13 protein-coding genes are annotated in these 17,221 nt (G+C 68.4%); 11 read left to right on the top strand and 2 right to left on the bottom strand.

Annotation, left to right across the window (positions count from 1 at the left end):
- The first annotated feature begins 47 nt into the window (after positions 1-47).
- The gene (locus tag B207_RS0115760) at positions 48-1,775 is read left to right on the top strand and encodes a sensor histidine kinase (protein ID WP_026311095.1); all 1,728 of its coding nucleotides are present in this window, start codon (positions 48-50) and stop codon (positions 1,773-1,775) included.
- 223 nt (positions 1,776-1,998) lie between these two features.
- On the opposite strand, the gene B207_RS0115765 is transcribed toward B207_RS0115760, so the two are convergent.
- Positions 1,999-3,564: an ABC transporter substrate-binding protein gene (locus B207_RS0115765; protein WP_026311096.1), complete on the bottom strand. Its 1,566-nt coding sequence runs from the start codon at positions 3,562-3,564 to the stop codon at positions 1,999-2,001.
- Between the two features lie 833 nt (positions 3,565-4,397).
- Between B207_RS0115765 and B207_RS0115770 the strand changes: the two genes are divergently transcribed.
- Positions 4,398-5,252: an SDR family NAD(P)-dependent oxidoreductase gene (locus tag B207_RS0115770; protein WP_018637517.1), complete on the top strand. Its 855-nt coding sequence runs from the start codon at positions 4,398-4,400 to the stop codon at positions 5,250-5,252.
- A gap of 48 nt (positions 5,253-5,300) precedes the next feature.
- Here the strand turns inward: B207_RS0115770 and B207_RS0115775 are convergent, their stop codons facing one another.
- Positions 5,301-6,266, bottom strand: coding sequence for a LysR family transcriptional regulator (locus B207_RS0115775; RefSeq protein ID WP_018637518.1), 966 nt, complete (start codon positions 6,264-6,266; stop codon positions 5,301-5,303).
- A gap of 143 nt (positions 6,267-6,409) precedes the next feature.
- Between B207_RS0115775 and B207_RS0115780 the strand changes: the two genes are divergently transcribed.
- The 9 genes from B207_RS0115780 (at position 6,410) to B207_RS0115820 (ending at position 16,533) form a co-directional block, all read left to right on the top strand.
- The gene (locus B207_RS0115780) at positions 6,410-7,297 is read left to right on the top strand and encodes an SDR family NAD(P)-dependent oxidoreductase (protein ID WP_035740824.1); all 888 of its coding nucleotides are present in this window, start codon (positions 6,410-6,412) and stop codon (positions 7,295-7,297) included.
- 174 nt (positions 7,298-7,471) lie between these two features.
- Entirely contained in the window at positions 7,472-8,245 is a 774-nt protein-coding gene (locus B207_RS0115785) for an SDR family NAD(P)-dependent oxidoreductase (protein ID WP_018637520.1), read from the top strand.
- 82 nt (positions 8,246-8,327) lie between these two features.
- The gene (locus B207_RS0115790; protein ID WP_018637521.1) at positions 8,328-9,476 is read left to right on the top strand and encodes a sulfotransferase family protein; all 1,149 of its coding nucleotides are present in this window, start codon (positions 8,328-8,330) and stop codon (positions 9,474-9,476) included.
- 59 nt (positions 9,477-9,535) lie between these two features.
- Complete coding sequence (cysD, locus tag B207_RS0115795; protein ID WP_018637522.1) at positions 9,536-10,438, top strand: sulfate adenylyltransferase subunit CysD; 903 nt, start codon at positions 9,536-9,538, stop codon at positions 10,436-10,438.
- The gene (gene cysN / locus B207_RS0115800; RefSeq protein WP_018637523.1) at positions 10,438-12,360 is read left to right on the top strand and encodes a sulfate adenylyltransferase subunit CysN; all 1,923 of its coding nucleotides are present in this window, start codon (positions 10,438-10,440) and stop codon (positions 12,358-12,360) included. The genes cysD and cysN overlap by 1 nt, the downstream gene beginning before the upstream one ends.
- Positions 12,357-13,106 (top strand): 3'(2'),5'-bisphosphate nucleotidase CysQ, encoded by a 750-nt coding sequence (locus B207_RS0115805; protein WP_018637524.1) that lies wholly within the window; start codon positions 12,357-12,359, stop codon positions 13,104-13,106. Before cysN ends, B207_RS0115805 begins: the two co-directional genes overlap by 4 nt.
- Before the next feature lie 82 nt (positions 13,107-13,188).
- On the top strand, positions 13,189-14,013 hold the full coding sequence (locus B207_RS0115810) for an SDR family oxidoreductase (protein ID WP_018637529.1): 825 nt from the start codon (positions 13,189-13,191) through the stop codon (positions 14,011-14,013).
- Positions 14,014-14,124: 111 nt separating this feature from the next.
- Positions 14,125-15,027 carry an LLM class F420-dependent oxidoreductase gene (locus tag B207_RS0115815; protein ID WP_018637530.1) on the top strand — a complete coding sequence of 301 codons (903 nt, stop codon included), beginning with the start codon at positions 14,125-14,127 and terminating at the stop codon, positions 15,025-15,027.
- 24 nt (positions 15,028-15,051) lie between these two features.
- Positions 15,052-16,533, top strand: a complete 1,482-nt coding sequence (locus tag B207_RS0115820) for an aldehyde dehydrogenase family protein (RefSeq protein WP_018637531.1) — start codon at positions 15,052-15,054, stop codon at positions 16,531-16,533.
- Positions 16,534-17,221 lie beyond the last annotated feature (688 nt).

The following is a 17,221-nucleotide window of genomic DNA, read 5'->3' on the forward strand; positions in this document are numbered from 1 at the left end:
CGGCCGCGGCGCGGGCCGCCATACCCGCGCCCCCCGGCGACGGGCTGATGTTTCCCACCGTGGCCCGGTTGGAACTCGACGACCTGCTGACCCAGCTCGTCGAACGCGCGCAGGACGTCCTGGCGACCCAGAGTCGCCTGCGCGGCCTGCTGCAGGCCAACCGGATCATCGCCACGGACCTGCGGCTCCCCGTGCTGCTCCGGCACATCGTCGAGGCCGCGACCGACCTGCTCGGCGCGCGCTACGGCGCACTCGGTGTGGTCGCCCCCGACCGGACGCTGGAGGAGTTCGTCCACGTCGGGATGTCCGACGCCGATGTCGCGCGGATCAGGTACCTGCCGACCGGCCAGGGCATCCTCGGCCTGCTGATCGACGACCAGCGCCCGCGCCGCGTCGACGACATCGCCGAGGACCCGAGCGCCTACGGGTTCCCGCCGGGGCACCCGCCGATGCGCACGTTCCTCGGCGTACCGATCATGGTCCGGGCCGAGGTGTTCGGCAACCTCTACCTGACCGACAAGCACGACGGCGCGCCGTTCACCGCCGAGGACGAGGAGCTGGCCCTGGCCCTGGCGGCGAACGCCGGGGTCGCCATCGAGAACGCGCGGCTGTACCACGAGTCCCAGCAGCGGCACCTGTGGATGACGGCCTCCGCCGAGATCACCCGGCTGTTCATGGCCGGGGACCCAGACGCGCTCCAGCGACTGGCACAGCGCGTGCTCGAGATCACCGACGCCACGTTCGTCGCCCTGGCGCTGCGGGCGGAGGAGCCCGCGGGCGACCAGGCCCGGGTCGCCATCGCCGTGACCGCGCCGCCCACCGGCCGGAGGCCGGCGCGGGACGGGTCGGACCAGAGCGGCGAGGAGGCTGTGAGCCGGGCGGGGCGACGGATCCCGCTGGAGCACACGCTGACGGGCCGCGTGCTCACCGAACGCCAGGCGCTGCGGGTCGACAACGCCCAGCTCGACGCCCTGCCCGACGAACGCACCGAGCACACCGGACCGCTCATGGTCGTGCCGCTCGTCGCCGGCATCGACCAGTGTGACGGGGCGCTGCTCGTCGGGCGCGACCACGGCTCGCCCGCGTTCACCGAGACCGACCTGACCCTGGCCACCAGCTTCGCCGGCCACATCGCCATCGCCCTGGAGCTCGCCCACGCCAAGGCGGACCAGGAGCGCCTGCTCGTCCTCGCCGACCGCGGGCGGATCGCCCGGGACCTGCACGACCACGTCATCCAGCGGCTGTTCGCCGTCGCGCTCGGCATGCAGGACCTGGCGCAGTACGAGAACCCGTCCAACAGCGACCGCATCACCAGCTACATCGAGGACATCGACGCCACCATCAAGGACATCCGCCGCACCATCTTCGAGCTGCGCAGCGCCCACCCGACGCGCGCCGCGCGGCTGCGCACGGCGCTGGAGGAGATCTCCGAGGACATCCGGCCCGCGCTCGGCTTCGCGCCGACGATCACGCTGAGCGGCCCGCTCGACTCCGTCGTGGACGACCGGCTCGCCGACCATCTCCTCGCGGTCGCCCGTGAGGCCCTCACCAACACCGCCCGCCATGCCCGGGCCGGCACCGCGGAGCTACGGCTCGCCGTCGACGGCGACGCGGTCACCCTCGACGCGGTGGACGACGGCGTCGGCATCGGGGACTCGACCCGCCGCAGCGGGCTCGACAACCTGCGCACCCGCGCCGAGATCGTCGGCGGCAGCTACACCATCTCCACCCCACCCGGCGGCGGGACGCACCTGCACTGGTCCGCCCCCCTGTAGAACGCGAACCACCTCCACCTCCACCTCCACCTCGAGCTTGAGCTTGAGCTTGAGCTTGAGATCACTGTCTGAAACCTTCGTCGTCCTCCGCGCGGCCCTCGATTCCCCGTGTCGCCCGTTCTCGCTCCCGAGGAAAAGTCGAGCCCCACGAGGAGGAGGGCACACCGCATCCCGGTTCGATCCGGAATGCGGCGTTCCCCCAGCGGGCCCTCAAGAACGGTGGCTAATTTCCGATCCAGAGCTCTTCGGGCTGCAGCGAGCCGGAACCGTACTGGGTGATTCCGCCGACGTTCTTCCCTGCGATGACCCCAGAGGCGGTCCGCGCCAGAAAGACCACCGGAACCAGTTCCTCCAGTCGCTTCTGCACGGTCTCGTAGGCAGACCTACGCGCCTCGACGGTGCTCTCCGTCCGGCCAGCCTGCAAGGCCTCGCTGAGCTCGGCGTCCTTCACCCCGGACAGGTTCGCCGAGGAGTCCTGGTGGAAGGCCGTCCACAGCCGTGGCTCGGGGTCCTGGAAGAACGCCGAGGAGATGACCGCGTCGAAGTCATAGGTCGTGCGTATCGCGGCGACCTGGGAGAAGTCGATGACCTTCACCTCGGCCTTGACGTTGCGGAAGCCGCTGAGCTGGGTCTGGACGTTCTCCGCCATCACCCGCCCCTGACTGGTGGGGAAGGTGGAGAAGGTGAAGGTCACCGGCTTGCCCTCGGCGGCGAGCTCGTCGAAGAGCTCCTGGGCCCTCGCCTTGTCCGCCGTGTGCAGCGGAATGTCCGCGTAGAACGAAGAGGCTTCGTTGAAGAGCTTCTCGGGAAGCTCTTCCGCGGTGCCGTTGAAGGCGGCGAGGTTGAACACGTCCAGATCGATCGCGGCGGAGACGGCCTGCCGGGCGCGGACGTCGTCGAACGGTGCCCGCCGCGCGTTGAGCGTCATGAAGTTTCCGCCGTTGAGCGGCAGGAGGTCGGTGGGCAGGCCGGCCTGGGTGGCCTTGTCGAGGTTGACCCAGTCGGCCTCCACCGCGACGTCGGCACCACCACTGACAATCGTGTTGTAGCGCTGGCTGCTGTCGAGTGCGGAACGGATGGTGAGCCTGTCCAGGTACGGCTTGGGCGCATCCCAGTAACGCGGGTTCTTCACCAGTCGGATGTCGGCCTGGCGGGTCCAGTTCTGCAACGTGAACGGGCCGGCACCGATCGGACGAGCGTCGAAGCCCTGTGTTCCCCCGCGCAGGGCCTCCGGCGAAGCGATCCAGTTCAACGACGAGTTGAGGACCGCCTGGGCGTAGGCCGCCACGGGAGCCGCCATCGTGACCTTGAGGGTGACGTCGTCGACCACCTCCGTGGAGGCGATCATGGATGCCTCAGCCATGTAGGAGGAGCCGACAGCCGGATCCTTGGTTCGGTCCCAGTTGAACTTCACCGCCTCGGCGCTGAGCGGGCTGCCGTCGGAGAACACCAGGTCCGGGCGTAGCTTCAGCGTGAAGGTCGCGCCGTTGTCGGTCGTGTCGAACGACTCGGCCATCGTGTAGGAGACCTTGCCGGTCTTGTCGGTGGTCATCAGGGTGCCGTACAGGGCGTTACCGAGGACAGCGGTGATCGGGGCGGTGTTGCCGAGGGTCGCCGGGTCCAGGCTGCGCGGGTCGCTCAACATCAGGATGCGTCCCTCGCCACCCTGCACCGGCTCGCCCGATGGGCCCGCCGAGGACGACGAGGAGTCACCACCGCCGCAGGCCCCGAGGGCGAGGACCACGCTGGACAGGACGACAGCAGCCCCTAATCGTGTTCTACGGATCATGGTCGACCTTTCTCGGATTCTGTCTGGATCATGCGTTGTTGAAAGCCGCGGGGACTCCGCGCCCAGGCCACAGCTGCGCCTGGCGTGCTGAGACGGGGTTGGTTGGCGGCGACCGCGTCAGGTGATGACGCCGCCGTTTCTCTCGGCTGGACGCTGGAACCGGCGGGTCGGGGCATCAGGACGAGCCCGGCCAGAGCCGCGATCTTCGGCCAGGAGGGCGGACCTCGAAGTCCTGCCGGCCGGCTACCACTACCCGGAACGAAGTACCTGGTCTCGGGCGTGCGATGGAGCCCCGGGCGTTGACAGCGCGGCCCGCGGACCGGCAGAGATCCTGGGCGTGGAGCTCATCGCCGCATGGAGCTCATCGCTCCGCGCCGAGAGGACAGCACTGTCCGAGGAAGCCGCGGCGGGGTGGGCCACCAGCGACGATCCGCACGGTACCAGGCCGGTTCCGGATGCGCCACGGAGCTGCCGAGCATCGGCCTCGTCCGGGCCGCTGGGGCGTGTACCGCCCCAGCGGCTCGACGGCCCGATCGCAGGATGACCAGCCGGCCGGCCAGGCACCGGGGCTGCTGTCGCGCCTTGCCCTCGCCTGGACCAGGCGTCTACGGTGACATCAACTTCGGAGAGGGCGGTGGCTCGGTCCGCTGACAGGCGGGCCCGCGGTCCGGGAACAACCGATGCCGAGCCTGCCGATGCGTTCAATCAACGCCGGCTCAGGCGGACCGTCGACCGCGTCGGTGTCAACAGGCACGTGACCGGAACGTACGCAGAGGCGTGGCCATCACCTGCCTCACCGCGAACGCGACGGTCAGACGATCATGGGAGGGGACGTGGGCGAGCTTGATGGCCTCGGCTACCGAGGCCGGACAGTGGTGGTGACCGGCTGTACGTCGGGCATGGGCAAGGCGGTCGCGGAGATTCTGAGTGATCTCGGCGCCCGCGTGCACGCGGTGGGCCGGCGCGCGCCGGCCGTCGCGCATGCCGCCTTCTACCGCACCGATCTCGTGGAGCCCGACCAGATTGCGGCGACAGCGGCCGCTCTGCGGCGGGTGGGGCCGATCGACCACCTCTTCAACTGCGCCGGGGTACCGCACATGATCGGCGGTCCGTTGCACTGCATGCTCGTGAACTACATCGGCACCCGGTTCCTCACGGAGCAGGTGCTGGCATCGCTGGTGGACGGCGCTGGCATCGCCAACGTGGCATCGAACGCGGGGATGGGATGGCAGCGCCGACTTCCGGACATTCTCGAGCTGCTGGCGGTGACTGACCCTGTGCAGGCTCGGACCTGGTGCGAACAGCACATGGAAGTGGTCGCCGACGGGTATTCCCTGTCCAAGGAGGCATTGATCGTCTGGACGCTGCGGCAGGCTGTGGCATGGGGCCAGGACCGGGGAGTCCGCATGACCTGCATCGCGCCCGGCCCGACCAGAACGGCATTCATGGACGAGGCGGTGCGGGACATGGGGCAGGCGTACTTCGACCGGTTGCCCTACCCGACGCTGGGCCGTATGGCCACCCCGCACGAGCAGGCGTGGCCGATGATCCTGCTGAACAGCTCACTGAACGCAGTGGCTTCCGGTAACGTCCTCTACACCGACCAGGCGGTGGCGGGCGGAATGCTCACCGGTGCCATCGACGCAGCGGTGTTCAGACGCGATTTCGTGGCCGAGACGGCCACCTGACCGTCCCCGCGGGGAAGAGCCGGCTCGGCCCCTTGCTCGGCGGCCGCCCTACTGCTGAGGCTCTTCGGTCGGCTCGCGGCGCGGTGCCAGCTGGGCGGTCCAGACGCCGGACCTGACCAGCCGTTCCGCCTCCTCCCGGATGATCTGGCCGACCCTGGTGGCGAACCCTCTCGGCAGTTCGAGGTGCGACGTGACAGCGATTCCCAGCTGCTGGGTCAGCGAAGGGTCGCGCAGCGGCGCGTGGCGCAGCCTTTCCGTCTCGAATTCGGCGACGCAGGCGGACCGCGGCAGAACGCTGTGGCCGTGACCTGCCCGAATGAGGTCCTTCGCCACTTCCAGTGAATCGGTGGCGAATCTGGGAATGATCCTCAGCTTCAGCCGCAGCGCTGTGTTCTCGAGACTGTGCCGGATTCCGGTCAGGGAGACGGGAAGAATCAGCGGCAGGTTCGCGAGCTCGGCGAAATCAATGGCGCGCCCAGGGTGGAGAGCGGACGTTCTCCCTCCCACCACGACGAGTTCTTCGGAGAGAAGGTCGCGGTAGAAGAGCCTGCCGTCCTGCACCGGACCGATGACCGAGATGTCAATCGCTCCCCTCAGCATGCCCTGGACGAGGACATCGGTGCTCCCGACGCTCACCTGCAGCTCGACCTTGGGGAATGCGGCACTCAGACCCTCGAGCAGCGGTGCCGCCAGGATACCGGCGGCGGTCGACGGAAGGCCGATGTGTAGACCCCGCTCGATCCGCGCCAGCGGGGAACCGGCGTATCGCATGGCGAGTTCGAGCTGACGCAGCGGCGCGGCCGTGGTCGCGCGCAGCCTTTCCCCCTCCTCCGTCAGTTGCACACCGCGAGCTGTTCGTTGGAAGAGCGTGATGCCGAGGTCCTCCTCGAGGAGCCGTATCTGACGACTCAGCGCCGGTTGGGCGATACCCAGCGCCGCCGCGGCCCGGTTGATCGAGCCTTCCTCAGCGACCCGGAGGAAGTACCTGAGGCGATGCGTGTCCACGTCCCGCATGCTACCCACACCCGGGCTATATAGATCTTGTATACCTCGGCGCCGAAATTTGTATTGGTGTGGCCTGACAATCTGGTCGTAACATCACTCGAAGCAGTCACGACAGGTGCCCTGCCGTTCTGGCCGCACCTTCCTTGTCGGACATGACAGGAGCTCTCGTGAGTACGGATGAGCAGGACTGGACCGAGATAATGGGGCTGAACCGGCTCCCCACTCACATCATCGAGAAGCGGGTGAGCGACCTTCTCGACCTGAGCGGCCAGAAAGCGATCGTCACCGGGGCGGGGGGTGACGGACTGGGTCAGGCAGTGGCAAATCGCCTCGCCGGCTCCGGGGCTGATGTCGCCCTCATCGGCCGGACTTTCGAGAAGGTCGAGAGGCGGGCCGCGGAGATCGAGAAGCGGTGGGGAGTCAAAGCCGTCCCGATCCGGGCAGACCTGTCGGACTGGGATCAGGTGCATCAGGCCGTACAGGAAAGCAAGGATGCGCTCGGCGGCCTCGACATTATGATCAACAATCCGGTCATGGCGGTTGGCGGTGCCTTCGAGCAGCACACGAAGGACGAGATCGACCAGACCGTGCTGGGCAGTCTGACGATGATGATGTATGGCGCACACGCGGCGCTGCAGCACCTGGTTCCCCAGGGATCCGGTCGGATCATCAACATCGGCGCGGTCGGGGGGCGCGTCCAGCAGCCCGGCCTGACCGTCTACTGCTCGTGCAAGGCGGGCGTGATCGGGTTTACCCGCAACCTCGCCTACGAGTTCGCGCCGCGAGGCGTGAATGTTCTCGGGGTCGCCCCCGGAATCATGATCAAACCCGACATGAAAAAAATGATCTTCACGCCGGAGAACGAAGGCCAGATCGCCGGCCGAACCTCCATCGCGAACGCGCTGAAGAACCAGGTTCAGCTGGGCCGCGTCTGCCTGCCGGAGGAGGTCGCCAACATGGTTGCCTACCTCGCCTCGGAGGCTGCCAACTACATGTGCGGTCAGACCATCGACGTGGCCGGCGGGCAGTGGATGGGCTGAACACCGGAAATGTCTTCCTGGCGACACGCCGAGGATGGTGGGATCCTCTCGCGATGATGCCAGAGAAATGAGCAATGAAGGGGTCCCGGGCCCTTCCGCGCCTTCTTTGAGATGATCACGGAAGGCCCCGCCCCGGCAACATCTCCCGTGATCGTAAAGTGCTGGAGCAGAGAGATGCGTGGGCTGACAGGAAAGACGTTCGTAGTAGCGGGCGGAGCGACCGGAATCGGAGCGGGGGCAGCGATAAGGCTCGGCGAGGAGGGCGCCAACGTCGTCGTCGGCGATATCAACATCGCGGGGGCCACATCGACCGTCAACAAGATCGTCGAGGGCGGTGGAAAGGCGGTGGCCACCCACTTCGACCTCGCGGACGAGCTCTCCGCCGAGGCGCTGGTCGACATGGCGATCGCCCAGTTCGGCACCGTCCACGGCCTGTTCAACGTCGGCGCCGATCTGTCACCCGGCAACCTCGGGCGGGACAGGTCGCTGCTCGACACCGATCTCGACGTGTGGCACCGCACGCTGGACGTCAATGTGGTCGGTTTCGTCCGGACCTCCCGTGCGGTTCTGCCGCACCTGCTCGCGAACGGCGGGGGCAGCATCGTCAACACGTCCTCGGGCGCCGCGGTCAGCGGAGGTGATCGCCTGCGTCCTGCGTACGCGGCGTCGAAGTCGGCCGTGAACGCTCTGACCCGACACATCGCCGGGAACTGGGGCCCCAGGGGAGTCCGGTGCAACGGTGTCATGCCCGGCCTGGTGATGGGGGAGACGCAGGAGCAGCAGAACGACGTCGCCCTTCAGGAGAGGTTCCTGCGGGAGGTCCCCACGACCCGGCTGGGCCGTCCCGCAGACCTGGCGGCGGTCGTGGCGTTCTTGCTTTCCGACGACGCCGAATGGGTCAACGGCCAGGTGTGGGCGATCGACGGCGGCGCCAACATGCGCGCCTGAGCCGGCACCGCGACCGGCACCGGCGCCGTGACCGAGCCCCTCGGTGGGCCGACGCCGAGTGCTCTGCTGAAGGGAGCCACTGATGGATGGACACGACGAGCTGCTTGACGCGGCCCGGACCGAGACCGGGCTCGGGGATTTCGGGAACGACTCCTTCCGGGACGGGCTGGAGCGGCTCACCCGCTCGCTGCGGGTGGAGGCGCGGCTGAACTCCGCCGGCGAGAGCGTGCTCCGCAAGCTCCTCGTGGGGCTGCTCTCCCAGCGGCTCCAGGTCGAGGACTGGTACCGGCGCCATCCGGAGATCGACGACGAGCCGATCGTCGCGCCACTGATCGGTCTGGGGCTGCCGCGGACGGGTTCGACCGCGTTGTCGTTCCTGCTCGCGGAGGATCCGCAGGCCCGTTCGCTGCGCACCTGGGAGGCATCGCGGCCCTGTCCGCCCCCGTCCACCGGAGACGGGCTGGGCTCCAGGATCGACGACAGTCGTTCCGAGGTCGCCTTCCGGACCAGGACCTCGCCCCGGCGTGGTGCGCTGGTGCCGGCCAGCGCGACCGGGCCGACCGAGTGCCAGAGCCTGATGGCGCTTGATTTCAAGGCGCACTACTTCCAGGCCTTCGCGTACGTCCCGTCCTACTCGAAGTGGCTGCTTGACAGCGCCGATCTCACCACGACCTACCAGTACGAGCGTCGCGTCCTGAAGCTTTTGCAGTGGGGCTACCCGGCGGTGCCGTGGCGGCTGAAGTGCCCGACGCATCTGCTGTTCCTGGAACAGCTCGACCAGGCGTTTCCCGATGCCCGTTTCGTGATGACCCATCGGGATCCGGCCGAGGTCATGGTCTCGGCCGCCGACCTCTACGCCGCGGTCGCCCGCTCCTACTCCGATGACATCGACCCGCGTTATCTCGGCGCGCTCAACGTCGAGCACTGGTCGGTCGGGATGGAACGCGCTCTTGCGTTCCGCGACAAGGGCCGGGACGACAGGTTCTACGACATCGATTTCCGGGCCATGCAGCGGGATCCGGTCGGTGAGGTGCGTGGGCTGTACGCGTGGCTGGGTGAGCCGGTCACCGACGCGTTCGAGGCCGGGATGGCGCGGTGGTGGCGGGAGAACGCGGAGAAGCGGGCGGCCAACGTACACCCGGACCCGGCCACGTTCGGCATCGACGTCGAGGAGATCCGCCCGCTGTTCGCCGAGTACACAGCGCGCGCGGCGCGGTGGACCACTCGCTGAGAGCGACACGAGGAAAGCCCGGCCCCGCGGGGCCCCGGGGCGAGAAGGGTAGGACGGCCATGGGCCGGCTGACACATCTGCAACGCCTGGAGGCGGAGAGCATCCAGATCTTCCGGGAGGCCGTTTCGGAGAGCGAGCGGCCAGTGATGCTGTACTCGGTGGGAAAGGACAGCTCCGTCCTGCTGCACCTGGCGACGAAGGCGTTCTACCCGTCGAAGCCCCCGTTCCCGCTGCTACACGTGGACACGACGTGGAAGTTCCGGGCGATGTACGAGTTCCGGGACAGGGTCTCCGCCGACCTGGGTGTGGATCTGATCGTGCACCAGAACCCGGAGGCGCTCGCGCGGGGCATCAATCCCTTCGATCACGGTTCGGCCACGCACACCGACGTGTGGAAGACCGAGGGCCTCAAACAGGCGTTGGACAAGTACGGGTTCGACCTGGCATTTGGCGGGGCGCGGCGCGACGAGGAGAAGTCGCGGGCGAAGGAGCGTGTGTTCTCCATCCGCTCGGCGGCGCACCGCTGGGACCCGAAGGCACAGCGCCCTGAGCTGTGGCACGTGTACAACGCGCGTAGGCAGCAGGGACAGAGTGTGCGGGTGTTTCCGCTGTCGAACTGGACCGAGCTGGACGTGTGGCAGTACATCCACGCCGAGCAGATCCCCATCGTGCCGCTGTACTTCGCCGCGCCCCGGCCGGTGGTGGAACGCGACGGTACGTTGATCATGGTGGACGACGAGCGTATGCCGCTTCGTCCGGGCGAGGAGCCTGCGCAGCGCTCCGTCCGGTTCCGCACGCTGGGCTGCTACCCGCTGACCGGCGCCGTGGAGAGTACCGCCGCGACCTTGCAGGAGATCATCCAGGAGATGCTGCTGACGACGAGTTCGGAGCGGCAGGGCCGGGTGATCGATCACGACTCCTCCGGCTCGATGGAGAAGAAGAAGCAGGAGGGGTACTTCTGATGGCGCACGCGACCAACGACCTCGTCGCGACCGACATCGGGGCCTATCTGGCGGCGCACGAGAACAAGTCGATGCTGCGGTTCATCACCTGCGGCAGCGTCGACGACGGCAAGTCGACGCTGATCGGCCGGCTTCTCTACGACTCGAAGCTGGTCTTCTCCGACCAGCTCGCCGCGTTGGAAAGCGACTCGAAGAAGGTCGGCACGCAGGGCGGCGAGCTGGACTTCGCGCTGCTCGTCGACGGCCTGGCCGCCGAGCGCGAGCAGGGCATCACGATCGACGTCGCCTACCGCTTCTTCTCCACGGAGCGACGAAAGTTCATCGTCGCGGACACCCCCGGTCACGAGCAGTACACCCGCAACATGGTGACCGGGGCGTCCAACGCGGACCTGGCGGTGATCCTGATCGACGCGCGCAAGGGAGTGCTCACCCAGACCTGCCGGCACAGCTATCTGGTCTCGCTGCTCGGGATCCGCCACGTCGTCCTGGCCGTGAACAAACTTGACCTGGTCGGCTACGCCAAGGAGGCTTTCGACGCCGTCGAGGCGGACTATCGCCAGTTCGCCGCCGGGATCGGCCTCACCGACATCGTGTGCATCCCGATGTCGGCGCTGGCGGGTGACAACATCACCAGTGCGAGTCCCAACACTCCCTGGTACACCGGACCGACGCTCGTGGGACACCTCGAGACCGTCGAGATCGCGGACGATCTGGAGAGCGGCCCGTTCCGCCTGCCGGTGCAGTGGGTCAACCGGCCCAACCTTGACTTCCGCGGTTTCTCCGGGCAGATCGCCGGCGGGGTGGTCCGCCCCGGGGACCGGGTGCGGGTCCTGCCCTCGGGTCAGGAGAGCACCGTCTCGCGGATCGTCACGGCCGACGGCGACCTGCCCGAGGCCGGTGCCGGCCAGTCCGTCACCCTCACCCTCACCGACGAGATCGACGTCAGCCGCGGCGACGTTCTCGCGACCGCCACCGATCCGCCGGAGGTCGCCGACCAGTTCGAGTGCCACCTGGTCTGGATGGCCGAGGAACCGATGCTGCCGGGCCGGCCCTACCTGCTCAAGCTCGGCACCCGCACCGTCGGCGCGACGGTCACCCAGCCGAAGTACAAGGTCAACGTCAACACGCTGGAACACCTGGCCGCGCGTTCGCTCGAGCTGAACGAGATCGGCGTGGTCAACATCAGCCTCGACCGGCCGGTGCCGTTCGACCCCTATACCGCCAACCGCGACATGGGCGGGTTCATCCTGATCGACCGGTTCACCCATGCCACGGTCGCCGCCGGTCTGCTGCACTTCGCGCTGCGGCGCGCGCACAACGTGCACTGGCAGGCGGTCGAGGTCGACAAGCAGGCCCGCGCCGTCAGCAAGGGCCAGCGGCCGGCGGCCGTGTGGTTCACCGGTCTGTCGGGCGCCGGCAAGTCGACCATTGCCAACCTCGTCGAGAAGCGGCTGCACGAGCAGGGCTTCCACACCTATCTGCTGGACGGCGACAACGTCCGGCACGGCCTGAACAAGGACCTCGGCTTCACCGAGGCCGACCGGGTCGAGAACATCCGCCGCGTCGCCGAGGTCGCGAAGCTCATGGTTGACGCCGGCCTCATCGTGCTCACGTCGTTCATCTCGCCGTTCCGCGCCGAACGGCGACTGGCCCGGGACCTGTTCGACGACGACGAGTTCGTCGAGGTCTTCGTCGACACCCCGCTCGATGTGGCCGAGTCCCGCGACCGCAAGGGCCTCTACGCCAAGGCCCGCCGCGGCGAACTGAGCAACTTCACCGGCATCGGCTCGCCGTACGAGCCCCCCGTGACACCCGACCTGCGCCTCGACGCGAGCGGTGCCGTCACCGCGGAGGTCTCCGCCGAGCTCGTCATCGCCCATCTGCGCCAGGCAGGTGTCCTCACCCCACCGCCCGTATCGTGACCAGCCTCGACGATCTCGACGATCTCGACGGGTTGGACGATCACGCTCTCGCGGCCCGGCTGGCCGAGCTGGCCGGTGCCCTGTTGCTCGCCATCCGCTCCCAGGGCGGCAAGGAGGGCGACCGGCAGTCGAACGAGCTCCTGCTCGGTCTGCTCGCGCGGTCCCGGCCCGGTGACGCCGTCCTGTCCGAGGAGAGCGCGGACGACCCCGTGCGCCTCGACCGGGAACGGGTCTGGATCATCGACCCTCTCGACGGAACCCGTGAGTACGGCGAGCCACCTCGGGAGGACTGGGCCGTCCACGTGGCTCTCGCTCTCGGCGGGCAACCCGCCGTCGGCGCCGTCGCCCTGCCCGCGGCCGGGCTCGTCCTCCGCACCGGCGCTCCGCCGACCTCCCCGCCGGGGACGCCGGGGCCGGTCCGCCTCGTCGTGTCACGCACCCGGCCGCCGGCCTGTGTCGACCTGCTCCGTACCCACCTGGACGCCGAACTCGTACCCATGGGTTCGGCCGGGGCGAAGGCGATGGCTGTCGTGCGCGGCCAGGCGGACGTCTACGCCCATTCCGGTGGCCAGTTCGAGTGGGACTCCTGCGCCCCCGTGGCCGTCGCCGCGGCCGCCGGCCTGCATGTGTCCCGGCTCGACGGCAGCCCACTGCGCTACAACCGGCCCGACCCCTATCTCCCTGACCTGCTGATCTGCCGGCCGGACCTCGCGGCCGCGGTCCTCAGCGTTCTCCAGGAGAGCTGAGCGCGCCGAACCCCATCCGGTGGGCCTGGGCCGTCCGCCGGACCACGGAAATTTGATCATCGACGGGAGGAGACGGACGCACATGTCCCTGTTTGACGCGTTCCGATTCGACGGGAAACGGGTTCTCGTGGTGGGCGGCGCCACCGGAATGGGCGCCGCGGCTGCCGAGCTGGCGCAGAGCGCCGGTGCCGAAGTCGTGGTGATGGACTACGCCGACGTCGCCCTCGCCGGCGCGACGGCGATCACCGTCAACCTCGCGGACGTCGCCTCCATCGACGCCGCCGTCGAGGAGTGCGGCGGGCCGGTCCACGCGGTCCTGGCCTGTGCGGGTGTCGCCGACGGCACCCCGGGCATCGAGAAGATCAATTTTCTCGGCCACCGCTACCTGATCGAACGGCTGCTGTCCGCCGGCGCCCTCCCGCCCGGGTCGGCGATCGGTTTCATCTCCTCCGCGGTCGGTCTGGGCTGGGAGAAGAACCTCCCGGAGCTGCGCGAGTATCTCGCCATCACCGACGTCGAGAAGGCCTCGGCCTGGGCCGTCGAGCGTGGCCGGGCCACCTACCTGTGGAGCAAGCAGACCGTCTGCGCGTACGTGGCCAGCGAGTCGCTGCGCCTGCTCAAGCTGGGCATCCGTATCAACGCCATCTGCCCGGGGCCGACCGAGACTCCACTCGCGCAGGCGAACAAGGAGACCTGGCTCGGATTCGGTGCCGACTACCGGGCCGAGGCCGGCGTTGAGGTGGCCACCTCCCTGGAACAGGCCTACCCGCTGCTCTTCCTGTGCAGCGACGCCGCGACCGCGATCAGCGGCATCACCCTGATCACCGATTCGGGCTACTTCGGCGCCGGTGTCACCGAGTCCTTCCCCGCCGCGGCGGCAGCGGTGAAGTTCGTTCTCAGCCTCTGAGCATCCGGGGAGACTCCGGGCGTCTGCAGTTCTCCACGCGCTCGGGATCTCTTCCGCCGGCCGGGTGGCCGGAACGTCGAGCACCTTTCGAAACTGGACGGTTGGCTTTCCATGCGATTCGTGTATCACTATCCCGAAACCAACGGCCTCGAGCGCGACATGCTCGACGCCGGGGCCATCGGTGCGGTGGCGGCAGCGGCGGAGAAGGCCGGGTTCCACGGCCTCTGTCTCAGTGAGCACCCCGCACCGAGCGCACGCTGGCTCGCCTCCGGCGGTCATCAGAGCCTCGACCCGTTCGTCGCGCTCGGGCACGTCGCCGCCGTGACCACGCGGCTCCGGCTGCACACCAATCTCTCGGTCGCGCCCTACCGCAACCCGTTCCTGCTCGCGAAGGCGGCGGCCACCGTCGACAAGCTCTCCGGCGGACGGCTCGTGCTCGGCCTCGGGGCCGGATACATGAAGACCGAGTTCTACGCGCTCGGGGTGGACATGGCCGAGCGCAACGTCCTGTTCGACGAGGTGCTCGACGTGCTCCCGCTGCACTGGAGCGGTGAGCCGTTCAGCTACCAGGGCCGCCACTTCGACGCCCGCAACGTCATCGCCCGGCCCCGGCCGGTGCAGAACCCCATTCCGATCTGGATCGGCGGCAACTCGAAACTGGCACGGCGCCGGGTCGCCGAACGGGCTCAGGGATGGATGCCGCTGGTGGGACCGCCCGAGCTCAGCGCCGCCGTCCGCACCACCGCGATCGGTTCACTGGCGGAACTGGGCAGCATGATCAGCGAGATTCGCGAGACGGCCGCGGCCGCCGGGCGGACGGACCCGATCGACCTGCAGTACTCCTACAAGGACCGCTCCATCGCCACACCGGCGGTCGAGGCCGACCGCCACCGCGCCGCTCTGGCCGAGATCGAGAAGGCCGGCGTGACCACGGTGATCGTGTCCAGCCCGTCGGTGTCGCCCGAGGCCACCTTCGAGTTCCTCGAAGCCTTCGGCGCCACCTACCTGTCCTGACGGCGCGACCGGGAAGAAGCCGCGATGATGGTGGGAACGCGCACAGTCAACCCCGAGCACAGGATGCTGATCGACGGTCAGCTGATCGACGCCGACTCGGGAAGGACCTTCGACAACATCAACCCGGCGACCGAGGAGGTACTCGGTCAGGTCGCCGACGCCTCGAGTGCGGAGATGCACCGGGCGATCGCCGCGGCCCGCCGGGCCTTCGACGAGACGGGCTGGTCGACGGACCGAGCCCTGCGCCGTCGCTGCCTCGAACAGCTGCAGGACGCGCTGGAGTCGGCCCGCGAGGAGCTACGCGAGCAGGTGATCCTCGAGACGGGCTGCCCCCGTCTCCTCACGAACGGGCCGCAGCTCGACGACCCCCTCTCCGAGGCGATCCGCCACCCGCTGAAACTCATGGAGGAGTTCCCGTGGGAGGTCGATCTTCCGGATGCCCTCACCCGCGGAACGGTGAACCACCGCCGGATCCGGAAGGAGCCGGTCGGGGTGGTCGGGGCCATCGCGCCGTGGAACTTCCCCTTCGAGATCGCCCTGCACAAGCTCGGCCAGATCCTCGCCACCGGCAACACCGTGGTCCTCAAACCGGCTCCGGACACACCCTGGAATGCCACTGCGATCGGCCGGCTGGTCGCCGAACAGACCGACTTCCCAGCCGGCGTGATCAATGTCGTGCCGTCCGCCCAGCACCTGGTCGGAGAGGAACTGACACTTTCTCCGCTGGTCGACGCCGTCTCCTTCACGGGATCCACGGCTGTCGGCAAAAGAATCATGGAGAAGGGTGCGGCGACGGTCAAACGGGTTTTTCTGGAACTGGGCGGCAAGTCGGCGACCGTCGTGCTCGACGACGCCGACTTCCCGAAGGCGCTCATGGCGGGTCTCGGCGTCTGCGTCCACGCCGGCCAGGGCTGCGCGATCCAGAGCCGCATGCTGCTCCCCCGCTCTCGTTACGCCGAGGGCGTCGCGATACTGAAGGCGGCCATGGCGGCGGTTCCCTACGGCGATCCGCAGCGCCCCGATGTGATCATGGGGCCGGTGGTGTCGAGGAAACAGCGCGACCGGGTGCTCGGCTACATCGAGAAGGGCGTCCAGGAGGGCGCGACGCTCGCCGTCGGAGGCGGTCGCCCCAGTCACCTGCCGAAGGGCTGGTACGTCGAGCCGACCCTGTTCGTGGACGTGGACAACTCGATGACGATCGCCCGGGAGGAGATCTTCGGGCCGGTGCTCGTCGTCATCCCCTTCGACGACGACGATGACGCCGTCCGTCTTGCCAACGACAGTTCCTACGGCCTCGGCGGAGGGGTCTTCTCGGGGTCGCTGGAGCGATCCTTCGCAGTGGCGCGCAGGATCCGCGCCGGCAGTGTCGGTCTGAACGGCGGGATATGCTACGGCGCCGATCTCCCCTTCGGCGGCTACAAGCACAGCGGCGTGGGGAGACAGAACGGAAGCATCGGTTTCGAGCAGTATCTCGAGACGAAGTCGCTCGCCTGGCCGGCAACCTGAACCGTCGTCTCTCAGCGGGCGGGACGGGTGCCCGAATTCGCCAGTGATCAACTGTGCCGGGAAATCAAGGTGGTAGGGAGCGATCACAATGACCCTTGAGAAAGATCGGCAGACCCGGCCGGTCCTGGCGACGCCGTCGCAGATCCTCGCCGAGGAGACCCTGCTGGAGATCCTCGAGGACACCCCGCTCAAACGCCTGCAGGCCGACCTGCGCGACCAGCTCGCCGCGACACCGCGCGGGCAGTCCCCGGCGGGCGCGGCCACCCTCGACGAAGCGGTCTCCCAGTGGTCCAACTCTCTGATCATGGCCGAGATCGCGAACTTCCTGCCGCTGCCCTCCCAGCTCTGGGTCACCGACGACACCCCCCGCGAATGGCTCGGCCACACCCTGCCCGGCGTCGGCACCTCCGGCGACAACCCGGACGCGATCTACCGGATCGCCTCCATCGACGGAGACCGGCGCTTCGAGGTCCTCGGCCGGTTCGACCCCGCCCACCGACCCGCACAGNTCAACATCGAGCTGCACCGCGGCACCAAGGTCACCCCGCCGAACCTGNTCAACAACACCGACCTGACCCCCCTCGCCAGCATCACCGACCGTGACCTACAGATCGCGCCGGACGGGTCCTTCCGCATCACGATCGGCCCGAAGGAGGAGAGCCCCGTCCACCTCCTGTCAGCGCCCGGC

It is taken from the genome of Parafrankia elaeagni, from assembly GCF_000374165.1.
Taxonomy (GTDB): domain Bacteria; phylum Actinomycetota; class Actinomycetes; order Frankiales; family Frankiaceae; genus Parafrankia; species Parafrankia elaeagni.